Here is an 18,536-nt window from a genome sequence, read left to right as displayed (position 1 = left end):
CGCGCCCTTGGGGGCCGGTCAGGCGGCGGGCTCGGAGGCTACGCCCGGGGCCAGGAACTTCTTGCCGTTGACTCGCTCCGAGGCGCCCACCCGGTCCAAATACGGGGTGATGCCACCCAGGAACATCGGCCAGCCTGCGCCAAGGATCATGCAGAGATCGATGTCCTCCGGACCGGCCACGACACCCTCCTCGAGCATGAGCCCGATTTCCTCCGCAAGGGCGTCTTGCGTGCGGCGCAGGACTTCCTCCGCGGTGGACGGGCTGCTGCCGAAGGACATCAGCGCGAGGGTCTCGGCCGGGATGACTGGCTTGCCGTCCGCACCCGGAGCCCAGATGGACTTCACGCCGTTGTCGATCAGCGCCTGCAAGTTCGCCGAAACCCGGAACCGGTCCCCGAAGGCCGCGTGCAGCGACTCCTGGACGTGCTGGGCCACCGGCAGGCCCACCATGGCGCCAAGCACAAAGGGAGTCATCGGCAGGCCCATCGGCCGCAGCGCGTTGTCTGCGACCTCCGCCGGGGTGCCCTCGTCGAAGGCGGCGGTTACTTCGCCCATGAGGCGCAGCAGAACGCGGTTGACCACGAATGCGGCGGCATCCTTGACGAGAACGGCGGACTTCTTCAGCCCCTTGGCGAGCTCGAAGGCGGTGGCCAGCACTGCGTCGTCGGTCTTCGGTGCGCGGACAATTTCCAGCAGCGGCATCACTGCCACGGGGTTGAAGAAGTGGAACCCGACGAGCCGCTCCGGGTGTTCGAGGTCCGCGGCCATTGCCGTGACGGACAGCGACGAGGTGTTGGTCGCAAGGATGCACTCGGGCGACACGATCGCCTCGACCTCCTTGAAGACCTGCTTCTTGACGTTGAGTTCCTCGAAGACAGCCTCGATCACGAAGTCGGCGTCCGCGAAGGCTTCCTTGGACACCGAGCCGGTGACCAGCGCCTTGGTGCGGTTCGCGGCGTCGGGGCTGATCCGCTTCTTGGTCAGCAGCTTGTCCACCTCGGCGTGCACGTAGCCAACCCCCTTGTCCACCCGGGCCTGGTCGATGTCCGTCATCACCACCGGCACCTTGAGCTGGCGGGCGAAGAGCAGGGCGAGCTGGCTTGCCATCAGGCCGGCGCCCACGACGCCCACCTTGCCCACCGGGCGGGCCAGCTTGCGGTCCGGGGCGCCGGCAGGGCGCTTCGCGCGCCGCTGCACGAGGTCCAGGAACGCGTAGACGGTCGAGCGGAACTCGGGGGTCTGCATGAGGTCCGCGAGGGTGTCGCACTCGAGTTCGGCGGACTGCGCCTGCGTCAGGGTCCGGTTGGCTTCCATGACATCGAGGACCTTGGCCGGCGCGGGGGAGGCATTGGACGTCTTGGCCTCGACAAAGGCCCGGCCCTTCGCGACGGCGGCCGCCCAGCGCGCTGCGACCTCCGGAGCGGCGGGGTCGACGGCGTTGGCCCGCTCCGGCGCCACGGCGCCGGCAATGACCTTCGCGGCCCAGGCGACGGACTGCTCAATGAAGTCCGCGGGCTCGAACATGGCGTCCGCCACGCCGAGCTCAAAGGCCTGCGGGCCGGTGAGCGTGCGGTTGTTGCTCAGCGGGTTTTCGATCATGACCTTGAGCGCGTTCTCCGGCCCGATCAGCCGCGGCAGGATATACACCCCGCCCCAGCCCGGAATCAGCCCGATGAAGGCTTCCGGCAGCGCCAGCGCGCCGGCGCCCGTGGAAACGGTCCGGTAAGTGGACTGCAGCGCGATCTCCAGGCCGCCGCCCAGGGCCAGGCCGTTGATGAACGCGAAGCTCGGGACGCCGAGATTGGCCAGGGTGGCGTAGACGTCGTGGCCCAGCTGGGCCATCCAGAGGCCCTGTTCACGCCCGCTGACCGACTTGACCGTGGACAGGTCCGCGCCCGCCACCAGGAAGTACGGCTTGCCTGTAACGCCCACGCCGGCAATCTCGCCGCGGGCAGCGCGCTCCTTCAGCCCCTCCAGGACCGTCCCGAGTTCCACGAGGGTGTTGGGCCCGAGCGTGGTGGGTTTGGAGTGGTCCAGGCCATTGTCCAGCGTGATGAGCGCAAAGGTGCCGGGGCTCTTGCCATCATTTGTCTTCCCGCCTGCGGCGGGGAGCTCGATGTCCTGGACGTAGGAGTGTGTGACCGTCTCGTTCGGGAAGAGATCGGCAAGCTTGCGGAAATCAGCGGCGCTCATGCTGTGGCTCCAGTCGTGGTGGTGGCGGATTCGGAGATTGTGTATTCCGTGCCGTAATCCGGGTGGTGCGGGTTCTCCCAGATGACGGTGGCGCCCATGCCGAGGCCAATGCACATGGTGGTCATGCCGTACCGGACCGTGGGGTCTTCTTCGAACTGCCGGGCCAGCTGGTTCATCAGCCGGACCCCGGAGGACGCCAGCGGGTGTCCCACGGCGATCGCGCCGCCGTAGCGGTTGACGCGGGGGTCGTCGTCGGCGATCCCGAAGTGGTCCAGGAAACTGAGGACCTGGACGGCGAAAGCCTCGTTGATCTCGAAGAGGCCGATGTCCCCGATGCCGAGGCCGGCGTTCTTCAGTGCCTTCTCGGTGGCCGGGACCGGGCCGATGCCCATGACCTCGGGTTCGACGCCGGCGAAGGCGTAGGACACCAGGCGCATCCTGACCGGCAGGCCGAGTTCCTCCGCGGCGTCCGCGGAGGCCAGCAGGGCGGCGGTGGCGCCGTCGTTGAGTCCGGCGGCATTGCCGGCCGTGACCCGGCCGTGGGCACGGAACGGGGTCCGCAGCGCGGCGAGGTCCTCCACCGTCGTGCCCGGGCGCGGCGGCTCATCCACCGTGTTCACCGTCCAGCCCTGGCCCGGCTTCATCGTGGCCACCGGCACGAGGTCGGGCTGGATCTGGTCCTTGGCGTAGGCAGCGGCCAGCTTGTCCTGGGAAGCGACGGCGTAGGCGTCGGTGCGTTCCTTCGTGATGGCCGGGAAGCGGTCGTGCAGGTTCTCGGCCGTGTTGCCCATGTTCAGGGCCGCCGGGTCAACGAGCCGCTCCGACATGAAGCGCGGGTTGGGGTCGGCGCCGGCGCCCATCGGGTGGTTGCCCATGTGTTCCACGCCGCCGGCAATGACGACGTCGTACGCGCCGAAGCCGATTCCGCTTGCCGTCGTGGTCACGGCGGTCATGGCGCCGGCGCACATGCGGTCGATCGCGAAGCCGGGCACGGTCCGCGGGAGCCCGGCGAGCAGGGCGGCGGTGCGGCCGATGGTCAGGCCCTGGTCGCCCGTCTGGGTGGTGGCGGCGATCGCGACTTCGTCGATCCGTTCCGCCGGAAGCGAGGGGTTGCGGCGCATCAGTTCGCGGATGCACTTAACCACGAGGTCATCGGCGCGGGTTCCGGCATAAATGCCTTTTTCGCCCGCGCGGCCGAAGGGGGTGCGGACGCCGTCGACGAAGACGACCTCGCGAATGGCGCGGGGACCCACGGTGCGGGGACTCGCGCTGTTGGTTTTCCCGCTGCTGGTTGTTCCGCTCGTGCTGGCTGGGCTCACGTGGTGCTCCTCATTGAGACATGGGTGCCGGATCCGCGCCTGCGGCAAGGCCTGGTGCAGGTCTTGCCGCAGGCAGGAGGAATCCGGGCGACATCATGCATCATGTTACTCGCCAGTAACATAGCTGGCAAGGAGGCGGGGGAGCCGCGTTCGAGGTCTACCGTGAGGGGTGGACTATCCGGCGGAACCGGATGGCACCTCCGCGGAGGCTTTCGGCTCCTTGGCGGGCAGCGGCTCGGGGTGCAGGAAGGCCTCGGTGATGAGCGGAGCGGTGATTTCGATCTGCCACTGGCGTGCTCCGAGGTTCGCGAGCTCCTCGGCCACGCCTTCCTCGCTGAGTTCGGCTGGCGGACGCCATGCGACCCGGCGGAGGTAGTCAGGCGTCAGGAGGTTTTCCACGGGCAGATTCAGTTCCTCGGCCCTGCCCTGAAGCTTGGGGCGGGCCGTGGCAAGCCGCGCGGCGGCCTCAGGGTCCCTGTCCGCCCAGACGCGCGGCGGCGGGGGAGCGTTGGTGGGCAGGTGCAGCGGGGGAAGGTCTTCCAGGGCCCTGGCGGTGGCGATGCAGCGCAGCCAGCGGGGAGCCTCGCGCTGAGCGGCGCGGCCATGGAACCCCTTGGTGCCAAGGAGCTGCGGGACCGTGGTGGGCATGGCCTTGGCGGCGGCGACGAGGGCGGAGTCGGGGATCAGCCGGCCGGGGGCGACGTCGCGCTTCTGGGCCAGGGAATCGCGCTCCAGCCACAGCTCCCTGACCGCGGCCAGCTGGCGGCGGTCCCGGATCTGGTGCAGCCCGGAGGTCTTGCGCCACGGGTCAACGCGCGGCGGGGCCTGTCCGGCCTCAAGGATGGCGGCGAATTCCTGTTCGGCATACTCCAGCTTGCCGTCCGCGACGAGGAGTTCGATGAGTTCCTCGCGCAGCTCGGTGAGTACTTCGACGTCGAGGGCGGCATAGCGCAGCCAAGGTTCCGGCAGCGGTCGGGTGGACCAGTCGGCGGCGGAGTGTTCCTTGGCCAGACCGAAGCCCAGGAGCTGTTCGATCACGGCGGCGAGGCCCACCCGGGGCAGTCCGGCCAGCCGCGCGGCGAGCTCGGTGTCAAAGAGCTTGTCCGGCCACATGCCGAGTTCGGACAGGCAGGGGAGGTCTTGGCTGGCGGCGTGCAGGATCCATTCGACGCCGCGCAGGGCGTCATTGATAATGCTCAAGTCCCCGAACGGTTCGGGATCGATCAACCAGGTCCCGGAGCCTTCGCGCCGGATCTGGACGAGGAAGGCGCGCTGGCCGTAGCGGAAGCCCGAGGCCCGTTCCGCATCCACGCCCGCGGGCCCGTGGCCGGCGGCGAGGGCCGCGGCGCAGCGTTCGAGCCCGGACTGGGTTTCGATGACCAGAGGCACGCCGTCACGGGGGGCGTCGAGGTCGATCACTTCAGGGACCAGGCTGTCGAAGCCTTCCACCGTGATGTGGGCTGTGGTGTCAGTGGCCTCTGTCGTATTGTGAACGGCGCCGGCCGTGCTGATTTCCGGATTTTGAGGGGTCATGGTCTCTACAGTTTACCGACAACATGGCGTATAAGGCCGTGACCGTGGCCGAATAAACGCCTCACGCGTGTCCGCGGGGGCGCCGGGGAAGGGGGGTGACACCCTCGGGCAGGGGCGGCAGCCCGGCGAAGGTGCAGACCATGTCCGACCACGCCTCCAGGTGCGAGGTGATGTCCGGGGTGGCGGGGGTCCAGGAAGCCCGGAGTTCGATGTCGATCGAATCCGGCCGGTCCGACAACGTTCCAAAGCTCTCTGAGAGCACCCTGGTGGCCGTGCCGCCGGCGGAGCGGTAGGGCGCCTGGTGGTTGTCCAGCGCCTCGACCAGCCAGGTCCACGCCACCGATCCCAGCAGTTCGTCGTTGCCCATCTCAGGTTCCAGCTGGGCGCGGATGTACGTGACGATCCGGAACTCCCCGTCCCACACGGCCGAGCCGTCGGGATCGTGGAGCAGAATGAAGCGGCCGGTGGCGAGTTCGACGTCGTCGCTGCCGGACGCACGCGCCAAAGCCGCAGCGGCCGGGCCGTGGATCGCACCGCCGGCGGATTCGCCCGGGCCGATCACTTCTGCGCCCAGGGCGACGGCGAACGGTGCCAGCCGCGACGGCGCCGGAATTTCATCCAGGTGAAGTTCGCTGCGGCACCGAGCCTGTCGAAGGGTCCCCAAGGCGAAGAGGAAATCTGCCGGAACCTGATCGAGGGAGCTCACCATGGAAGATTATGCAACGGCCGTGCCCCTGCCCGGCAGGCTCGCCGCCGGACAGGGGAAGCAGTGCAGGGCTCAGGCAGCTGCGAGCTCGCGCTTGATGGCCGCAATGAACGAATCAACGTCTTCCTCGGTGGTGTCGAAGGAGCACATCCAGCGGACCTCACGGGCCGCCTCATTCCAGTCGTAGAAGCGGAAGGACGTACGCAGCCGGTCTGCGACACCGGCAGGCAGGATGGCGAAGACGCCGTTGGACTCAGTCTTCTGGCTCAGCGTGACGCCGGGGATCGACTCGACGCCGGCGCGCAGCCGGGCGGCCATGGTGTTGGCGTGCGAGGCCGACCGCAGCCACAGATCCCCCTCGAGCAGGGCAATGAACTGCGCTGACATGAAGCGCATCTTCGAGGCCAGCTGCATGTTCATCTTGCGCAGGTAGATCAGGCCGTGGGCGGCATCCGGGTTCAGCGCGATGACAACCTCGCCAAACAGCAGGCCGTTCTTGGTGCCGCCGAAGGAGAGGATGTCCACGCCGGCATCGCGGGTGAAGGCCCGCAGCGGAACGCCGAGGTGCGCGGCGGCGTTGGCCAGCCGGGCGCCGTCCATGTGCAGTTTCATGCCCTTGGAGTGGACATGCTCCGCGATGGCCCGGACCTCCTCCGGGGTGTAGCACGTGCCGAGTTCGGTGGTCTGGGTGATGGAGACGGCCAGCGGCTGGGCGCGGTGCTCATCGCCCCAGCCCCAGGCTTCCTGGTCGATCAGGGCAGGCGTGAGCTTGCCGTCGGTGGTGGGGACCTGCAGGAGCTTGATGCCGCCGATCCGCTCCGGTGCGCCGTTCTCGTCCATGTTGATGTGGGCGGTGGAGGCGCAGATTACGGCACCCCAGCGCGGCAGCAGCGACTGCAGGGACAGGACGTTGGCGCCGGTGCCGTTGAAAACGGGGAAGCACTCGATGCCGTCGCCGAAGTGGTCTTCCATTAGCTTCTGCAGGCGGGCGGTGTACTCGTCCTCGCCGTAGGAGACCTGATGGCCTTCGTTGGCGGCAGCCAGGGCCGCGAGGACCTCCGGGTGCACGCCGGAGTAGTTGTCCGAGGCGAAGCCGCGGACGGAGGGATCATGGAGCCGCACCGCAGTGCTGGCAGGGGCAGTTTCAACTGTGCTGGTCATCGCTTTGCTCACGCTTTCAGTCTAAGAGGTCGGCCCGCAAGGGCTAAGTCCGGTCGCTAAGTCCGGAGACGGCGCTAAGTCCGGGGGCAGTTCAGTGGCTGAGCAGCAACCGCTGGCCGTTCAGTTCCCCGGCGGGAGTGCTGAAGAGCCCGACGGCGGCAGCCGCCAGGTCTGCGACGTCCGTGAAGCCGGGGAATTTGCGCTCGGGGGCCTTGGCCCGCATCGCAGGGTCAACGAGGGCCTTCACCACGAAGATGACGGCGGCGCTGCTCAGTCCCGTTTTGTCTTGGCCGGTGGCGTGCTGCACCGGGCCGGTTGGCTCGGTGCTTCCTGTGCCGTCGGCCGCGGGCCGGCCCCGTCGAAAGCCGTCCGCGACCGCCAGCGTCCAGGCTTCGGCTGCGGCCTTGGCCGCGGCGTAGCTGGCGCCGCCGGCCGTCGGGGCGCTTACGGCCGTTGAGGACACCATGGCGAAGCGCCCGGTGTCCGAGGCTGCGAGGTCATCGAAGAAGACACGGCTGACGTTCCGCAGCGTGGTGATGGCGTTGCGTTCCAGGAAGTCCCAGTCCTCGTCGCTCTGGTCCGTGATGCCTTTCGCGCCGCGCCAGCCGCCCACGAGGTGGATGACGCCGTCGACGCTTCCCACCAGGCCCGCGACGCTCGACCGCAAGGCGCGGACGTCAGACAGGGTGGCGAGGTCGCAGACAAGCGGCGTGACGCCGCTGCCGGCGTCGGCAGCGGCGGCCTCGATCCGGGCGGCGTCTGAGCCGACGGTGAAGACCGCATGGCCCGCGTCGCGCAGGGCGCGGGCCGTCGCGATTCCCGACGGCCCGCTGCCCCCCGTGACCAGCACGTTCAAAGTGCGTCCGGCACTCATCCGGCGTTCAGGGCCTGGGCGCCGCTGCCGCTGGTTTCTCCGGTGTCAGAGGACCCCGTGATGCCGGCGGTGGATTCAATGACCGGCCGCATCTTCTTCTCGAGGGCCTCGTAGAACATGGAGAGCGGGAACTCGTCGTCCAGGACCTGGTCCGTGAGGCCGCGCGGCGGGCCGGCCAGCGGGAGGGCGTCCGGACCCTTGGCCCAGACCGACGCCGGGTTGGGCGTGACCGTGCCGGAGATGAGTTCGTAGGCGGCGAGCCAGTGGGCCATCTTCGGGCGGTCGATCGAGCGCCAGTACAGTTCCTCGATGCGGGCGCCGAGTTCAACCACGACGTCGGCAACTTCGTCCCAGTCGATGCTGAGCTTGCTGTCGGTCCAGTGCAGGACGTGGTGCTGGTGCATCCACGCGAAGAGCAGCTGGCCGCCGAGTCCGTCGTAGTTGCGGACGCGGGTTCCGGTGATCGCGAAGCGGAAGATGCGGTCGAAGATCACGGCGTACTGGACGAGCTTGGCGTGACGGCGTGCCTCAGGGTCGGCGTCCTCGTCCTTCTCGATCTTGACCGACTCGCGGAAGGCGGTGAGGTCGCAGCGCAGTTCCTCGAGCGAGTAGAGGAAGAACGGCATGCGCTGCTTGATCATGAACGGGTCGAAGGGCAGGTCGCCGCGCATGTGGGTGCGGTCATGGATCAGGTCCCACATGACGAACGTTTCCTGCGTCAGCTTCTGGTCCTCCAGCAGTGCTGCCGCGTCGTCGGGAAGCTGCAGCGAGGTGATGTCCGCAGCAGCGCGCAGGACGCGGCGGAAGCGGGCAGCCTCGCGGTCAGCGAAGATCGCGCCCCACGTGAAGGTGGGGGTCTCGCGGACGGCGACGGTCTCGGGGAAGAGCACGGCGGAGTTGGTGTTGTAGCCCGGGGTGAAGTCGAGGAAGCGGATCGGGACGAAGAGCTTGTTGGAGTATTCGCCCTGTTCCAGGCCGCCGATGAACTCGGGCCAGATGACCTCGATCAGCACGGCCTCGACCAGGCGGTTGCTGCTGCCGTTCTGGGTGTACATCGGGAACACGACGAGGTGCTGGAGCCCGTTGACGCGGTGCTGCTGCGGCTGGAAGGCCTGCAGGGAATCCAGGAAGTCCGGCACGCCAAAGCCGCCATCGGCCCAGCGGCCGAAGTCGGTGACGAGCAGTTCAAGGTAGCGGGCGTCGTGCGGGAAGGACGGCGCCAGGGCCGAAATCGCTGCGGTGATGGTTGCGACGTACCCGGCCGCGGCTTCGTGGGCTGTGGTTTCCGGGACGGATCCGTCCTGGATCTGAAGGGCCTGCAGCGCGGTGGCGGCAGCCTTGAGCCGCAGCCATTCCTGGTTGCTGGCCGTGATCTGGGCGGGGGCGGTAAGAGCGGTCGTGGTCATCGTCGACGGTCGCCTTTCTAGTAGCTGTGGTGCGTGTCGCTGGATCTAAATCGAGCGTAGCAAGCAAACAGCAGCTCTAATGCAAAATTGCCTCGAGCATAAGAAAGACTGTGGCAAGTGATTCCGAAAGACTGTTCCAGCGGAAGAAGAGGGAGGGCTGCGGGGCCCGGCGGCGGCGTTTCGGCACCGGCGGGCCCGGCAGGCGGGCTTACTTCCCGGCGTCGTCTGCGGGTACGAGCTTCAGCGAAACGGAGTTGATGCAGTACCGCTGGTCCGTGGGGGTGCCGTAACCCTCGCCGTCGAACACGTGGCCCAGGTGGGAATCGCACGTGGCGCAGCGGACTTCCACCCGGTCCATGCCCATGGTGCGGTCGTGGATATAGCGGACTGTGCCGTCGGCAAGCGGCGCCCAGAAGGACGGCCAGCCGCAGTGCGAGTCGAACTTCTCATTGCTCGTGAAGAGCTCGGTGCCGCACGCCCGGCACTGATACACGCCCCGGGTGTGGGTGTCCCAGTATTCGCCGGTGTAGGGCCGTTCGGTGCCGGCCTGGCGCAGCACCCGGTACTCCTCAGGGGTCAGTTCCTCGCGCCACTGGGCATCCGTCTTTTCGACCGGGTTGTGTTCGACCTGGTTGTGTTCGAGCGGCGTGGTGGCGGTGCCGGCGTCGGGCTCGGCGGAGGGCACTGCCAAGGTCATGGGTTTGGGCCTGTTCTTGAAGATGCTCATAGCCTCAATAACGCTTAGGAGTCCCCGATAAATCCCGAACCGGCGTACAGATGCAGGACGGGCAGGCCCAGCTTGTCCTGTGCCTTGGTGGCCCAGTCGGTGTGGAAGGTGTCGGCGACAGCGTGCGGGCGGGTGATCACCACGGCCTGCCCGGCGCTGAGTTCCTTGACCTTGGCGACCAGGCCATCCACGGCCTTGCCCTCGACGATTTCGCCCGAGACTCCGCCGCCGAGGCCGGCCAAGGCAGCAAGGGACGCTGCCAGGGTGTCGGCGGCCTCGGCCCGCTCCTCGGCGGGGTCGGAATGCGCCGTCAGTTCGCGGAAGGCTTTGGAAACTTCGAGCATGGAAAGGTTTTCCAGGAAATCCACCATCAGGTGCCGCTCGGTATTGGCCGGAACCAGGATCAGCAGGGGCGCATCACCGCCCGCAATCAGGGTTTCGATGTTGACGCGGTCATCCGCACCGAGGGGCTCTTCTGTCAAAATGACGATTGGATCACTCATGACCCCAGCCTAGTCGCGCTCGTGTCGCCGTGCATGGTTCTGTCCCGGCGCGCATCATGCCGTGTCCCGCTGGTGTGTCTTCGCCGCGTGTCGGCCCGGCTCGTGTGTCCGCTCCGCCGTGTCCCCGCTGGCGGGGAACTACCTGCGCGGTGCTGCGGGAGCAACCCCCTTCTTCGTGAAGGGCCATAATGCCGTCGTTGTCGGACAGTTCAGTCAGAATGGTGCCATGGCATCCTCCTTGCGCCTCCCGCCGGATCTCTCCCGGACCGCCACACGCGGAGCGGCAACCACTGTTGCCGCAGCCTCTGCAACGGTCTCTGCTCCATCCGCCGCTGCCGGGCCGTCCGGAAGCGCCAAGTGGGCGGTCGGAGGGATCATCGGAGGCAGCGCCGCTGCGGGCGTCCTCGCCGCCGGATCATCCGCCCTCGCGCTGTATTTCGCCCGCCGTGTCATCACCCCTGCCAGGTTCCGCGACGCGGACCAGGAAGTGCTGGCCGTGATCCGGGAGGGCCGCGGGCTGCAGGTCATCCTGGCCGCAACCCCGGACGCCACGGTGGACGGGGTGTACGGGTTCTTCTTCGACGGCGGCCGGGGCCACGCGCGGATCGGCCGGATCCTCTCCTACTCGCCGGCCGAACGCACCGTGCTGCGGGAAGTCGAGACCGTCTACAGCGGGGACATTTCCACCGCCCGACGCGGCTGGTGGAGCGGGGCGGCCTATCCGGATCCGGCCGCCATCGGACTTTCGGCGGACGACGTGCTGATCGACGTCGAGGGCGGAACCGCGCCGGCATGGCTGGTGCGCGCCGTACCGGAGTCGGAAGACACGGTGTCGGACGTCTGGGCGATCATGGTGCACGGGCGCGGCGCCTCACGGCAGGAGGGCCTGAGGGCCGTCCGGACCGCTCGGGACCTGGGCATGCCCAGTCTGCTGATCTCCTACCGCAACGACGGCCTGGCTCCGTCAGCCAGCGACGGGCGCTACGGGCTGGGCTCCACCGAATGGCGCGACGTCGAAGCTGCCATTGACTTTGCCTTGGAGCAGGGCGCCCGGGAGGTCGTCCTGTTCGGCTGGTCGATGGGCGGCGCGATCTGCCTCCAGACGGCCGACCTCTCGCGGCATCGGCAGCTGATCCGGGCGATGGTCCTGGACGCCCCCGTGATCAACTGGGTCAACGTGCTGGCCCACCATGCGGAGCTGAACCGGATCCCGTCGTCGGTGGGGCGGTACGGGCAACTGATGCTCAGCCACCCTCTGGGCCGGCGGCTGACCGGGCTGGCCGCCCCGGTGGACCTCAAGGCGATGGACTGGGTGTCGCGGGCCGTGGAACTGCGGACGCCGACCCTCATTGTGCACAGCGTTGACGACGAATACGTCCCGTATGGGCCCTCCGCCGAGCTGGCTGAGAAGAATCCCGAGATGGTCACGTTCGAGTCCTTCAACACCGCTCGGCACACCAAAGAATGGAATGTGGATCCGGAGCGCTGGGAGCGGCAGGTCATGGCCTGGCTCCGGCAGCAGCTCGCGCCCCGTGTCAATCCCGGGGACCAGGAGCCGGCGGCCGGGCAGTCCACACCGGGCTGACAGGTGGCGGCGGTGATTCACGCCAATACTGCCGTGATGTGCCGCGCGATCGCCGGGAGAGTCAGTCGTGCCGGGTGCCGATCCTCGCGGTGCGGGCGGCCGTAAGCCGAATGAGCTCGGCCGGATCCAGTTCGATGTCCAGGCCGCGCCGGCCGCCCGAGACCAGGATGGTCGCCAGCGCCAGGGCACTGTCATCCACCACGGTGGGGGAGGACTGGCGTTGCCCCAGTGGCGAAATGCCGCCGAGCACGTAGCCGGTACGTCGCTGCGCGGCGGCGGGGTCCGCCATTGCGGCCTTCTTGCCGCCCAAGGCCGCAGCCATCGCCTTGAGGTCCAGATTTCCGCTCACGGGCACGACGCCGACGGCGAGCCGGCCGTCGACGTCGACCATCAGGGTCTTGAAGACCCGGGCGGGGTCGATGCCCAACATCTCCGCGGCCTCAAGGCCATAGCTCGCTACGGCAGGATCATGCGCGTAGGGGTGCGCGACAAAGGGAACCCCGGCGGCCGCGAGTGCCGCGGTGGCCGGAGTTCCCTGGGATGCCTGTTTTCGGGCCATAACGGCTGATTGTCCTTAGCTGATTGTCTAAGCGCCGCAGGTCAGGACTGCGCCGGCGCGTGCTGGGATCCGGAGGCGGCGACTTTGCGCTTGATCCGGCCCAGCATGGCGGTCATTCCGCGCATCCGCAGGGGAGTGATGGCCCGGGTGAGGCCGAGCTGTTCGGGCATATCGTCCGGGACGGCCAGGATTTCCGCAGCGCTGAGGCCGTCGAGTCCTTCATGGAGCACGCCGGCGAAGCCGCGGGTAGTGGGGGCTTCCTTGGGCGCCTTGAAGTAGAGCCGGACGCGCTCCGGCGCGCCGCCGTCGGCCGGTTCTGTCTCAATGGTGAGGAAGAGCGGCGTCTGGCACTCCACCACCTGCTCGAGCAGTTCCGGGTGGTCCTGGAGCCTCTCCGGAAGCTCCGGTAGTCCCTGCGAGAACTCAAGGAGCAGCTGAAGCCGCTCGGGTTCAGTCAAGGCCTGGAAGTCGTCAACAATTTCCGCCAGTGCGGCGGGGAGGGCAGAAGTATTCATCACTCCCAGCTTACGCACGAGCGGCAATTGTGTCCCGGTCGCAACTGCCGGCGGCGAACCTAGCGACCGGCCGGGACCGTGCCGCGTTCGGCGCCCTTGACGATCGGGACGCGCACGGCGTTGCCCCATTCGGTCCAGGAGCCGTCGTAGTTGCGTACGGTGTCGAAGCCCAGCAGGTACTTCAGCGCAAACCAGGTGTGGCTGGACCGCTCGCCAATCCGGCAGTACGCCACGACGTCGTCGCCTTCCTTGAGTCCGGCCTCGCCCAGGTACAGGGCCTCGAGCTCGCTGCGGTCGCGGTAGGTGCCGTCCTCGGCGGCTGCGCGGGCCCAGGGGATGGAGGCCGCGGTGGGGATGTGCCCGCCGCGCAGGGCGCCTTCCTCCGGGTAGGCCGGCATGTGGGTGCGCTGGCCGGTGTATTCCTCAGCGGAGCGGACGTCGATCAGCGGCTTGCCGAAGTGGGCAAGGACATCCTCCTTGAAGGCGCGGATCGGGGCATCGTTGCGTTCCACCACGGGGTAGGTCCCCGGAGCCGGAACCGTGGTTTCGGTGGTGAGGGCACGGCCCTCGGCGATCCACTTGTCGCGGCCCCCGTCCAGGAGCCGGACGTCCTCGTGGCCGAACAGGGTAAAGACCCACAGGGCGTACGCGGCCCACCAGTTGGACTTGTCGCCGTAGATGACTACGGTGCTGTCCCGGGAAATTCCCTTGGCCGCGGCCAGGGCGGCGAAGGCTTCACCGTCAATGTAGTCGCGCGTGACCTCGTCGTTGAGATCCGTGTGCCAGTCGATCTTGACGGCGCCGGGGATGTGGCCGGTTTCGTACAGCAGCACGTCCTCGTCCGACTCGACCACCACGAGCTTGCCGCCGTCGAGCTCGCCGGCATCAATTGCAGCGGCGAGCCAGTCGGTGGATACCAGGCGCTCGGGGTGTGCGTACGCGGCGAACTTTTCGTTCTGCTCAACGGGGTAGGACATGGTGATGGCCTTTCACTGAAACGGTCAGGAGGCCGGGCGCGGAAAAGAGTGCGCGGCGCCAGCCTGTTACAACACTAGTCACGGCCCCGCGGGAATGCTCCACCGGGTTCACACGGGGAAATGTGGTCTTGCTCACGCCGGCCGCCCGTTCGCATCCGCGCACACGGGGCGGCCTTCCCTTGCCGGTATTCTTGCTGGGGACAAGAGACCAGCAGAACGGACCACCTTGGTACACATCGAACAGCTCGCCGCCCGCACGCCGGCAGTTTCCGTGGACGAACTCCTCAATGGGTTCTATCCTTCGCCGCGGTTTGGTGAGGTGTCGTTTTCGAGCTACCGTCCCGACCCCGCCCAGCCCAGCCAGGCGCACGCGGTCCACGCCCTTCAGCACTTCGCCGCTGGTGTGGGCGCGCGCGACGGCGATGGCCTGTTCAAGCGGCTCTTCGGCAAGAAGGACACCTCCCGGGCGGGGATCTACCTCGACGGCGGATTCGGCGTCGGCAAGACCCACCTGCTGGCATCGCTGTGGCACGCCGCCCCCGGCCCCAAGGCCTTTGGCACCTTCGTCGAGTACACCAACCTCGTCGGCGCGCTGTCGTTCCGCAAGACCGTGGAGGCCCTGAGTCACTACAAGCTCGTGTGCATCGATGAGTTTGAGCTCGACGATCCGGGCGACACCGTGCTGATGTCCCGGCTCATGCGCGAACTCGCCGACGCGGGCGTCAAGCTCGCCGCGACGTCGAACACCCTACCGGGTTCACTCGGCGACGGACGCTTTGCCGCCGTCGACTTCCAGCGCGAAATCCAGGTGCTCGCAGACCAGTTCGACGTCGTAAGGATTGACGGCGAGGACTTCCGCCACCGCGGCCTGCCGGCAGCGCCCGCTCCGCTGCGCAATGATGACCTGACCCACCACATGCAGGCCGAATTCGACGGCAAGACCGTGGCCCGCGACGAGTTCAGCACCCTGATCAACCACCTGGCCGGCGTGCACCCGAGCCGCTACCGCCAGTTGCTGGACGGGATCGAAGGCGTCGTGTGGAAGAACGTGCACACGATCACCGAGCAAGCCGTGGCACTGCGGTTCGTGGTGCTGGCGGACCGGCTGTACGACAAGGACGTGCCCATCCTGGCCAGCGGCGTGCCGTTCGACAAGCTCTTCACTGAGGAAATGATGACCGGCGGGTACATGAAGAAGTACTTCCGCGCCGTTTCCCGGCTTACCGCGCTTGCCCGTGAGGGCCAGAACCACGAACCGTCTTAGCCCCCAATCGGCTTAGTCGAGGACCGGCGTAGGCGTGGACCCGCCTGGGCCGGTATCGTCTCGAGTCTGAACCGTCCGCAGCCGGAACGCGGCGACGTGGTGACACTCCGACGTCGAAACCCCGCTAAGGCGAACCCCTCCATGCAAAGCAACGCGGAGTCACTTCGAGCCCATCCTGAGCTTCCGGATGGGCTCGAAGATCCCCGCGTTGCTTCGTTCGGCGTCGTTAAACGCCGAAGGTGCCGGCGCCGCCTCTCGGCGGGACCGACACCTCGCTGACGTACCTGGGTCAGAGGCCCTGCTGCCGGGTTTCCCCGGCTACAGGAGGCTCATCCGCGACGAGGGGCCGCTCGACGACAGGGGCCGTGGTCGGCCTGTCATCTGCTTGATCCACGAAGTCGGAAGCACCCTTCTGCACTGCATCGACCTTGTCGGCGTACTTGCCGTCGGTCTTCGTGTCGACGAAATCGCCGGCCTTTTCGATGCCGTCCTTGATGGCCTGTTCGTTGCCACCAATGACTTGCTGAGCCTTGCCCTTCAGATCGTCAAGTAAACCCACGGGCACCTCCCTTCGGTCGCGGAGCCAGATCGCTCCTCCGGCTTCCGATACTAACGGCCCGTAGGGGTCATGCCAAGAGTCAGCCCGTTCTCGGGGAACTCCTGTCAAGGGCCTTGTGGCCCGGTCCGGCAGGGCCGGCCCAGATCAACGCCCGATACCGATAATCCAGCTAACATCCAGGACGCCACAAGGGCACGAAAAAAGCAGCTCCAGGGGAGCTGCTTGATGGTGGGCGATACTGGGATCGAACCAGTGACCTCTTCCGTGTCAGGGAAGCGCGCTACCGCTGCGCCAATCGCCCGCAACCGGAAGAATCCGGAGTGGATTTGTGTCAATCATTTACACAAGAGAGCGGACGACGAGATTCGAACTCGCGACATCCACCTTGGCAAGGTGGTGCTCTACCAGCTGAGCTACGTCCGCAATATGAAGTCCATGCCGGCTTGGCCGGTGGTACTGCATCAAGCAAGTTACCTTGCTTTGGTGGGCGATACTGGGATCGAACCAGTGACCTCTTCCGTGTCAGGGAAGCGCGCTACCGCTGCGCCAATCGCCCATTTCATCCGGCCTAAACCGGAAACCATGGTTTTCACCGAGGTGGGTACGGGATTCGAACCCGTGTATACGGCTTTGCAGGCCGCTGCCTCGCCTCTCGGCCAACCCACCGTGTAGGCAGGATTCCGAAGAACCTTTGCCGTGACAGTGTCCTGCGAGCGGACGACGAGATTCGAACTCGCGACATCCACCTTGGCAAGGTGGTGCTCTACCAGCTGAGCTACGTCCGCATTATTGGGGTGCATTTCCTTGCCGCATTCGGCATTTCCTCGCGTTCCAACGAGTAAGAACTCTATAGGAGGTTCTGGGAATCTACAAATCGAGGCCCGATGGCCCCGACTCAATGGCCCTACTTCCTTGATTTCTAGGGGATTTTACGAATTACAGGGCTGTAATTAGCTTCGCAGGCATACCGTGGCGGCGATGGAAGGCGGTCCACCGTTTGGGTTCGGGCTTGGGCTTGGAGTCTCCGGGTTGGGAATTGGGTGGGCGGCTGCGTGCTCGTGGGGGACTCCGTGCCTGGAATCCGGGTGTGGGTCCCAGGGTCTAGGGCGACCCGGCGTTTGGAGTTTCAGGGTCCAGGGGGACCCGGCGTCCGGGGCCCGGGTTGGTAAGGCGACGCTGCAGTCGGGGAGTCAAGGCTCGCCTGTGCTGGTGACGCGTTGCTGGGAGGCGGGTGAGGTGCTTCTCGCGCGGGCAGTGGACTGGCGTAGTGGCCGACCCTTGGTAACGACGGGCGTGACCCCGGTCGAGGAGTCGTCATCGGCGCCGATTTCTGAAATCCGTCCGGGTGGGCTAGCATTCAATGTCGTTGGGGCGATTGGCGCAGTGGTAGCGCGCTTCGTTCACACCGAAGAGGTCACTGGTTCGAACCCAGTATCGCCCACCAACGAAATGGTCCGTTCCGCTGACATGCGGGGCGGGCCATTTTGCTTTTCATCGTTGTCCGACCCCCGTGAAAGAGTCTTTACATGACTGCTCCACTCCTCGCCCACGCCACTGACTATGGCCGGATGTACGCACGCTCCACATCGGCACAATTCTCCGTCCCGTCAATCACTACGGTGATTGGCCAACAGCCCCATGGACTCGATGGCTGGTTCGGCTACATGGGGGCCAACAGCCTTGCCCAGGATCCCGAACTTCCCGGCATTCTGGGGAGCCCAGGCAAGCTGCGGCAGGCAGTCAGCCGGGCAGCCAAGGCAGCGGAGAGCTACCGGGACGAGGCCGCCAAGCGCGGCGACCGGGTCCACAACTACTGTGAGCAGGTTGCGCTGCGCGCGCTCGGCCGGCCGCACCAGATGAAGGAAACCCGCGAAGCCCTCGCCGCCAATGGTGAGGAAGCCTTCGCTGCGCGATTCGATGAATGGTGGGAGCTCTTCCAGGTTGAACCCATCGCCCCAGAGATTACGGTGTGGAACAAGACGGTCGGCTATGCCGGCACCCTGGACCTCGTGGCGAAGATCAACGGCCGGACCTGTCTCATCGATTACAAGACCAAGGGCACCAGCCGGGACGGCACCGTCAAACCACTCGATGACAAGGTCGTGATGCAGCTCGTCGCCGGTATGAAGGCGGAAGAAAGCCTCGTGGATCCCGTGGCGGGGGAGTGGGAAGCATGGCAGCACGGCGAATCGCCAATCCTCCTGGCAGTGGCAGTAGGCGAGACGGAAGTCCGTCCACAGCGGGCCAATCCCGACGTCCTGAAACACCACTGGTGGAAATTCTGCGCTCTGCGCCGCGTCTGGGAAATGTCGGCCGACACCGCCACTGCCGGGGCGGCACTGCTCCCGCTCGCGCCTCCCGTGAAGCGCTGAGCCGGCGCTGCTGAGCCGGAGCCTGAGCCCGAGCTCTCTCGGGCTAACTCTTCCTATCGGGGCACCCCCATGCAGAAGTAGCTCATGGCTCGCCGCCGTGTCACTGCCCCGGCTCCAGCACAGCGCCAGCAACTGCCACCGCCGGTAATTTGCCCGCTGGGGCGCGGGGTCGCATGACATGTTGCCTTGCGTGGCAAAGATGGCATTTGCGGAAGTCTCCCGCGCGCTGGCGTCGTTCCGGCGCCCTCTTGGCTGGGAAACCGCAGTCGCATCCCGGTTTGCT

At 66.9% G+C, this 18,536-nt stretch carries 16 protein-coding genes and 6 tRNA genes; 4 read left to right on the top strand and 18 right to left on the bottom strand.

The features are described 5' to 3' along the window. Positions 1 to 18: 18 nt before the first annotated feature. From ACVWZ7_RS03250 to ACVWZ7_RS03210, 9 genes are all read right to left on the bottom strand, one after another. A complete protein-coding gene (locus ACVWZ7_RS03250; protein WP_456506969.1) occupies positions 19 to 2,193 on the bottom strand; it encodes a 3-hydroxyacyl-CoA dehydrogenase NAD-binding domain-containing protein in 2,175 nt (724 codons plus the stop codon). Beyond that, on the bottom strand, positions 2,190 to 3,431 hold the full coding sequence (locus ACVWZ7_RS03245) for a thiolase family protein (RefSeq protein ID WP_344365742.1): 1,242 nt from the start codon (positions 3,429 to 3,431) through the stop codon (positions 2,190 to 2,192). Before ACVWZ7_RS03245 ends, ACVWZ7_RS03250 begins: the two co-directional genes overlap by 4 nt. A gap of 255 nt (positions 3,432 to 3,686) precedes the next feature. Then, positions 3,687 to 5,045, bottom strand: coding sequence for an HRDC domain-containing protein (locus ACVWZ7_RS03240; protein ID WP_344365711.1), 1,359 nt, complete (start codon positions 5,043 to 5,045; stop codon positions 3,687 to 3,689). 61 nt (positions 5,046 to 5,106) lie between these two features. Continuing rightward, on the bottom strand, positions 5,107 to 5,754 hold the full coding sequence (locus ACVWZ7_RS03235; RefSeq protein WP_456506968.1) for a DUF3000 domain-containing protein: 648 nt from the start codon (positions 5,752 to 5,754) through the stop codon (positions 5,107 to 5,109). A 69-nt stretch (positions 5,755 to 5,823) separates the two neighbouring features. Further along, positions 5,824 to 6,912, bottom strand: coding sequence for a threonine aldolase family protein (locus ACVWZ7_RS03230; protein WP_456509058.1), 1,089 nt, complete (start codon positions 6,910 to 6,912; stop codon positions 5,824 to 5,826). Between the two features lie 91 nt (positions 6,913 to 7,003). Beyond that, the gene (locus ACVWZ7_RS03225; protein ID WP_456506967.1) at positions 7,004 to 7,786 is read right to left on the bottom strand and encodes an SDR family NAD(P)-dependent oxidoreductase; all 783 of its coding nucleotides are present in this window, start codon (positions 7,784 to 7,786) and stop codon (positions 7,004 to 7,006) included. Continuing rightward, the gene (locus ACVWZ7_RS03220; RefSeq protein WP_456506966.1) at positions 7,783 to 9,192 is read right to left on the bottom strand and encodes a DUF6421 family protein; all 1,410 of its coding nucleotides are present in this window, start codon (positions 9,190 to 9,192) and stop codon (positions 7,783 to 7,785) included. The genes ACVWZ7_RS03225 and ACVWZ7_RS03220 overlap by 4 nt, the downstream gene beginning before the upstream one ends. A gap of 208 nt (positions 9,193 to 9,400) precedes the next feature. After that, complete coding sequence (gene msrB / locus ACVWZ7_RS03215; protein ID WP_344365719.1) at positions 9,401 to 9,919, bottom strand: peptide-methionine (R)-S-oxide reductase MsrB; 519 nt, start codon at positions 9,917 to 9,919, stop codon at positions 9,401 to 9,403. A gap of 14 nt (positions 9,920 to 9,933) precedes the next feature. Continuing rightward, on the bottom strand, positions 9,934 to 10,422 hold the full coding sequence (locus tag ACVWZ7_RS03210) for a hypothetical protein (RefSeq protein ID WP_116768165.1): 489 nt from the start codon (positions 10,420 to 10,422) through the stop codon (positions 9,934 to 9,936). A gap of 226 nt (positions 10,423 to 10,648) precedes the next feature. Between ACVWZ7_RS03210 and ACVWZ7_RS03205 the strand changes: the two genes are divergently transcribed. Beyond that, complete coding sequence (locus tag ACVWZ7_RS03205) at positions 10,649 to 12,007, top strand: alpha/beta hydrolase family protein (RefSeq protein WP_456506965.1); 1,359 nt, start codon at positions 10,649 to 10,651, stop codon at positions 12,005 to 12,007. Between the two features lie 61 nt (positions 12,008 to 12,068). On the opposite strand, the gene ybaK is transcribed toward ACVWZ7_RS03205, so the two are convergent. From ybaK to ACVWZ7_RS03190, 3 genes are read right to left on the bottom strand one after another with little or no spacing between them, the layout of a single operon-like run. Then, positions 12,069 to 12,566: a Cys-tRNA(Pro) deacylase gene (gene ybaK, locus ACVWZ7_RS03200; protein ID WP_456506964.1), complete on the bottom strand. Its 498-nt coding sequence runs from the start codon at positions 12,564 to 12,566 to the stop codon at positions 12,069 to 12,071. A gap of 41 nt (positions 12,567 to 12,607) precedes the next feature. Continuing rightward, entirely contained in the window at positions 12,608 to 13,081 is a 474-nt protein-coding gene (locus ACVWZ7_RS03195) for a SufE family protein (protein WP_344365728.1), read from the bottom strand. Positions 13,082 to 13,140: 59 nt separating this feature from the next. Further along, positions 13,141 to 14,058, bottom strand: coding sequence for a sulfurtransferase (locus ACVWZ7_RS03190; protein ID WP_456506963.1), 918 nt, complete (start codon positions 14,056 to 14,058; stop codon positions 13,141 to 13,143). Positions 14,059 to 14,284: 226 nt separating this feature from the next. Here ACVWZ7_RS03190 and zapE point away from each other — a divergent pair, with 226 nt between their 5' ends. Further along, on the top strand, positions 14,285 to 15,322 hold the full coding sequence (gene zapE / locus ACVWZ7_RS03185) for a cell division protein ZapE (RefSeq protein ID WP_116768161.1): 1,038 nt from the start codon (positions 14,285 to 14,287) through the stop codon (positions 15,320 to 15,322). A gap of 289 nt (positions 15,323 to 15,611) precedes the next feature. Here the strand turns inward: zapE and ACVWZ7_RS03180 are convergent, their stop codons facing one another. The 6 genes from ACVWZ7_RS03180 to ACVWZ7_RS03155 all read right to left on the bottom strand — a co-directional run bounded on the left by ACVWZ7_RS03180 (position 15,612) and on the right by ACVWZ7_RS03155 (position 16,666). Further along, positions 15,612 to 15,881 (bottom strand): antitoxin, encoded by a 270-nt coding sequence (locus ACVWZ7_RS03180; RefSeq protein WP_456506962.1) that lies wholly within the window; start codon positions 15,879 to 15,881, stop codon positions 15,612 to 15,614. Between the two features lie 226 nt (positions 15,882 to 16,107). Then, positions 16,108 to 16,182 (bottom strand) — tRNA-Val (locus tag ACVWZ7_RS03175). Positions 16,183 to 16,231: 49 nt separating this feature from the next. After that, positions 16,232 to 16,304: transfer RNA gene (locus tag ACVWZ7_RS03170), tRNA-Gly, on the bottom strand. Between the two features lie 58 nt (positions 16,305 to 16,362). After that, positions 16,363 to 16,437 (bottom strand) — tRNA-Val (locus ACVWZ7_RS03165). A 39-nt stretch (positions 16,438 to 16,476) separates the two neighbouring features. Beyond that, positions 16,477 to 16,547 (bottom strand) — tRNA-Cys (locus ACVWZ7_RS03160). A gap of 46 nt (positions 16,548 to 16,593) precedes the next feature. After that, positions 16,594 to 16,666: transfer RNA gene (locus ACVWZ7_RS03155), tRNA-Gly, on the bottom strand. A gap of 584 nt (positions 16,667 to 17,250) precedes the next feature. On the opposite strand from ACVWZ7_RS03155, the gene ACVWZ7_RS03150 reads away from it, so the two are divergent. Beyond that, positions 17,251 to 17,325 (top strand) — tRNA-Val (locus ACVWZ7_RS03150). A gap of 82 nt (positions 17,326 to 17,407) precedes the next feature. Continuing rightward, a complete protein-coding gene (locus tag ACVWZ7_RS03145) occupies positions 17,408 to 18,253 on the top strand; it encodes a cytochrome (protein ID WP_344365735.1) in 846 nt (281 codons plus the stop codon). Positions 18,254 to 18,536: the final 283 nt, after the last annotated feature.

The sequence above is a fragment of the Arthrobacter sp. TE12232 genome, from assembly GCF_054062615.1.
The sequence above is the reverse complement of the archived record's forward strand: the minus strand, read 5'-3'. Positions and strand labels throughout refer to the sequence as shown.